The organism is Holdemanella sp., assembly GCF_056804935.1.
Genome location: NZ_DBMEXE010000109.1, coordinates 1 through 3,879 on the forward strand (window position 1 = coordinate 1; position 3,879 = coordinate 3,879).

The 3,879-nt window shown below is 34.7% G+C and carries 1 protein-coding gene and 1 pseudogene; both read left to right on the forward strand.

Annotation, left to right across the window (positions count from 1 at the left end):
* Positions 1-1,520 precede the first annotated feature (1,520 nt).
* A pseudogene (locus tag ACZQCL_RS06020) lies at positions 1,521-3,305 on the forward strand (CAP domain-containing protein); the annotation flags it as partial.
* A gap of 226 nt (positions 3,306-3,531) precedes the next feature.
* A partial coding sequence (locus tag ACZQCL_RS06025) for a hypothetical protein (protein WP_482482237.1) occupies positions 3,532-3,879 on the forward strand: 348 nt, incomplete at its 3' end.

Here is a 3,879-nt window from a genome sequence, read left to right on the forward strand (position 1 = left end):
AAATTGTATACAACCACTTATGAATCTGTTTCGTCTTATATAGTGAGGAGGCAGAAATATGAGTTAGAAAAATATAGTTGTCGAGTTGAGATTGATTTAGAAAGAAAGAAGGTAACGAAATGAAAAATAGGAAACAAACATTAACAAGTTTAGCAGCTGCTAGTATGGTTTTGACACAGGCTGGTCAAATGAGTGTATTTGCGAAAGAAGAGCCTATGAAGGATTTATCAGAAAAGGAAGAGGTTGGGGTTGAAAAGTCACAAAAGGAATTGTTAGAAGAACAGATCAAGAATACTTTGGATAGGGTAAATGAGGCTAAAAAAGAGTTTGAGATGGCGCAGGAAACGTATGAAACTTATAACAAGAATGATTATGTATTGGCTGTATCAAATAGAGAATTGGCTGAAAAAAATTATTTAAGTGCAAAGGATGATGCGCAAGAAGCGATTGTTTCATCTTTAGAAAAACAGATTCAAGAATTAGAAGTGAATCAAGCAGCTTTAAAAGAGGCGAACACAAAAAAGAAGGATTTAGAATCAAAGCTTGATGATGCGAATAAGGAGTTGTTGCAGGCACAAAATGATTTAGTTTTAAAACAGAAGGAATATGAATCTTTATTGGCAAATACTTCACAAGAAGAGATTGAGCAGCGTGTAAATGAGTTAAAGACTCAATTAGAGAGTGCAACAGTAGCTTATCAAGAGGCAACAAATAAAGTGAGTGAGCTTTCAAGTGCAAAAGAAGAGGTTGAGGTTAAAGTATTAGGGTTACAGTCTGCTTTAGAAAATGCAAAGGTTGAGTTAACGGATGCTAAGAGTGATGCTTTGAATGCTCAAAATGAATATGATGTTGCGAATGCGGATTATAATGAAAAGCTAGAAATTTATAATGGGGCTAGTGATCCAGAATTAAAGGCGGAATATGAAAAGCAGGTTGTTGAAGCAGAAAATGCTTTGGAGGTTGCTCAAAATAATTTGCAGGTTGCGTTGAGTGTTCAACAAAGTAAAGAGGATGCTGTTTTAAGTGCTGAGGCAAATGTTGCTGCGGTAGAAAATGAGATTCGTGATTTAGAGGTTCAGATTGGGGCAAAGGAAAATGAATTGTTGAATTTAAATGAATCGATTGCGAGTGCTGAAAAGGAATTAAATGCAGCTAAGGATCAATTGACGAAGGCTATAGAGACTAAGCAAGGCATGGAAGAGGTTTTAAAAAATGTTCAAGTGGCTTTGGATGATGCGAAAAGAGAAGTAGAAGAACAACAATTCAATGTAGATAAAGCACAGTTGGATATGGATGCCCAACAAAAGATTGTGAATCAATTGCGTATGGATAAGGAGCAGGTGAGTCAAAAGATTGCGTTGGGTTCTAAGGGTTTCTTTGAAGCATATGGGTATACGAATGCATTAAAGGTGTTGGAACAGAATAGTAAATATACCCAGATTGGTGATGAAAATGATGCGACGAGTTTAGAAAACTTTAAAAAGGCAATTTCTATGGTTAGAACGGGAAATGCGTTACGTACTTCGGATGATAATTTTAAAGGGTTGGATCCTTTAAAGGTGAATGCTGAAATGTTTGCGGTTTCTCAGGTGCAGGTAAATCAAATGGCTAAGACAGAATATGGTCATACGAAATTGTATCGTGTGAGTGAAAATGCTGCCGTTGAATATGAAGATCCTTATGTTGGTTGGTATACAGAGGAGAAGGCTGTGTATGATTATCTTCAACAGAAGGGTTGGGATATAAATGATATTAGAGATTCTCAAGGAAATTATATTGATTTAGATAAGGCAAATGAAATTGTAGAGGCTTTGAATTTTCCAGATATTCGTTGGGTTCAGGTGGGACATTATACGAACATGTTAAATTCAAAATATAATGTAACTGGTACAGCGTGGATTGAGGGAAAAACTTCAAATGGATATAGTAGAAATTCAAATCAGGTGTTCTATCGTTTGGATCCTGCTAGTTTACTTACAATAGATGAGTTTGAATCACAGTTTAATGAATATTATGATTCATTAATGAATGCGGATGGTGCATATGAAGATGCGAATGTGGTTTTGAATGGGTTAAAGAATGAATTGTATGCGCAGAATGCTTTATTGACTGAGAAACAGAATAAGCAGAGTTCTATGGAAGTGAATAAGCAAGATGCAGAAAACAAAGTAGGAATGGCTCAAAATGAGGTAGATCGATTGTCTAAAGTTGTTCGTGATAAACAAAAGAATTTGGATGACTTGTGTATGGATGATGCATCATTGAATGTTGTGAATGAGTTGAATCGTTTAAAGGCTTTGAAATCCAATAAAGAGTCGTTAGACTTGGTTCATGCTCAACAAGAGGTCGAGAGTGTTAAACAAGAGAGTGCTGAAGCTGGTGTAGATGTTAATAATAAAGAGGCTTTAGTTAAAAATGCGCAGATGGAATTGAATAAGAGAAATAGGATTTTAGAGGAAGTAGATAAAGGGTTAGAGACAGCGTATACTAATTTAGAGATTTCTAAGAATGTATTAAAAGAAAAGGAAAGTGCATTGGATGTTGCGAATACAGTTTTGAGCAAGAAGGAATCGAGTGTATTGTCAAAAGAGAATGAAGTGGGTTATGTAAGTGAGAGTTTAAAGGGTATTTCTAGGGATTTAGATGTAGCAGATGGGGTTGCTGAAAGAAAAAAAGATGAGATGGATACTATAAATAATAATTATGAAGCTTCTTTATCTGTTCAAAATAGATTGAATAGTACGAGTGATTCAATTGTTGAGTTAAATACTAGAATTCAGGAATTGGAAAGTGTGATCCCTGAAATAAGTAATAATAGAGTGTCGAATGATTTAGTTGTGAAAAATATGAACAATAGAGTTGCAGAATTAGAATCATTAAAATTAGAGATTGAGGAAGTTAAGTCTGAATTTGATTCTTTTGTGGCTGGACATCCAGTAGGGGCTTATGCATTGCATAGTGATTTAGTGAAGTCTTTATGTGAAAAGATGGATGTGATGAAAGAGTCTTATAGAAGTTATGAAGAAGCTATAAAGGTTTTTGAAGAGGCGGATGCATTAAATGCAGAGAATGTAAAAGCATTAGATGTTGCAAGTCAGAAGTATGTTTTGGCTCAACTAGATTTAGAAAAAGCAAACAAAGATTTGAGTGATTACTTAGAAGAAATGAAGGGTGTTGAAGAAACAGAAGATAAGAAAAGTGTAAATACAGGGGCACAAACAGCATTCGGATTATATGCATTAGGTGGTGTATTAGGAGTTGCTGGTGTAGCGGTGAGCGGTAAACGTGCTCGTAAAGAAGATTAATCTAGTTAGAGTTAAGACTTGTAGAAAGCAGATTGGAGATAGAATCTGCTTTCTTTGAATGGTAATTGAAAATCATGTTAGAAAAATTGTTATTAATTGATAAGTGAGTTGGTGTTCATATGATGATTTATGGTTAGTTTTTACAAAAATTTAAATGTGTGTTGTTGTTTTGAAAAAAATATTGAACTAAAATGTGGTCAAAACCAAAAGTAGGGAGTGGAATTAAATGAAAAAGAATACTGTTTTAACGGCTGTTGCAGCTACATCTATGTTGTTAACTCAGACAAGTCAGTTTACTGTTCTTGCCAAGGAAGAAGTAAAGAATACTTCGTCTGATATTGAAAAGCAACTTAGCAAAAAAGAGCTTTTAGAAAAAGATGTTAATGAGGCCCAAAAGAAGGTTGATGATGCGAAGGCATTGTTAGATCAAAAGAAGGCTGAGTTTGAAGAATATTCTAAAGAGAATAAGGAAGCTTTGGATTCTGTAACCAATGCACAAATTACTTATTCAAAAGCAGATCAAAAGGCGAGTGAAGCTATTGATAGTGAAACGCAGGCTAAATTAGCTGAATTA